Source organism: Bartonella sp. AA74HLJMH, from assembly GCF_042197045.1.
Classification (GTDB): Bacteria; Pseudomonadota; Alphaproteobacteria; order Rhizobiales; family Rhizobiaceae; genus Bartonella.
In genome coordinates, this window is the sequence record NZ_JBHIRJ010000143.1 from 1 (window position 1) to 674 (window position 674).

Annotated in this window: 1 protein-coding gene; it reads left to right on the top strand. The window is 36.9% G+C overall.

Translation table 11 applies throughout. The features are described 5' to 3' along the window. The coding region (locus ACFINH_RS10230) for a DUF6990 domain-containing protein (protein ID WP_375633065.1) at positions 1 to 369 on the top strand (369 nt) is incomplete at its 5' end. Between the last annotated feature and the right edge of the window lie 305 nt (positions 370 to 674).

The window sequence follows — 674 nt, forward strand, 5'->3', positions numbered from 1 at the left end:
AGACTTCGCTCTGATTATGGCACTGCTCCTTGGGAAAAAGGCGCCACGTCTAAAGCAGATGATACGGATTATGCTTTACTTCATCTTGGCGCTCTTGCTTTATTGGGTGATGTTGAGACCTTACAATCTTATCAGAAAAGCTTTACGGCAGGTGATCACCTAGGCTTTGACGAGAGCATCAACAAAACCCACCTTGAACGTGCATTAGCTTTAGCCAAAGAAGTAGCAAAGGTGAAGCAAGTGAGTTACGCTTTGATTAAACAGGTGGCAAAAAAGCTTGATGATCAACAAGAGGTTACCAGCAAGGAGCAACCCCGCTCGTGGAAAGAGAAAATAGTCAATTTTATCGGAAAAAAAGACAAGAAATAGCACCTAAAAAATATCAAAAAGATTTCAGAAATTTAGAAAATAAGACGCGCTCCAAAGCCTTGATCACTAGTTGAGAAACTGAAGTGGTGGGGTTCTGATCATGGTTTTGGTGCAAGATTTTAATGAAACAACCTATAAAAAAAGATCTATAAAATTATTCCATAGATTATAAAAATCTCTTTTAATGGGCTTTTGTCTATTTTATCGGTTATGTCAGTTTATTTAACAGACGAATCTTATGATTTTAGTGAGTGATTAAAATGTGCTTTATGAAAAGCATATGATCCTTTAAGCCTTTCAAAAGA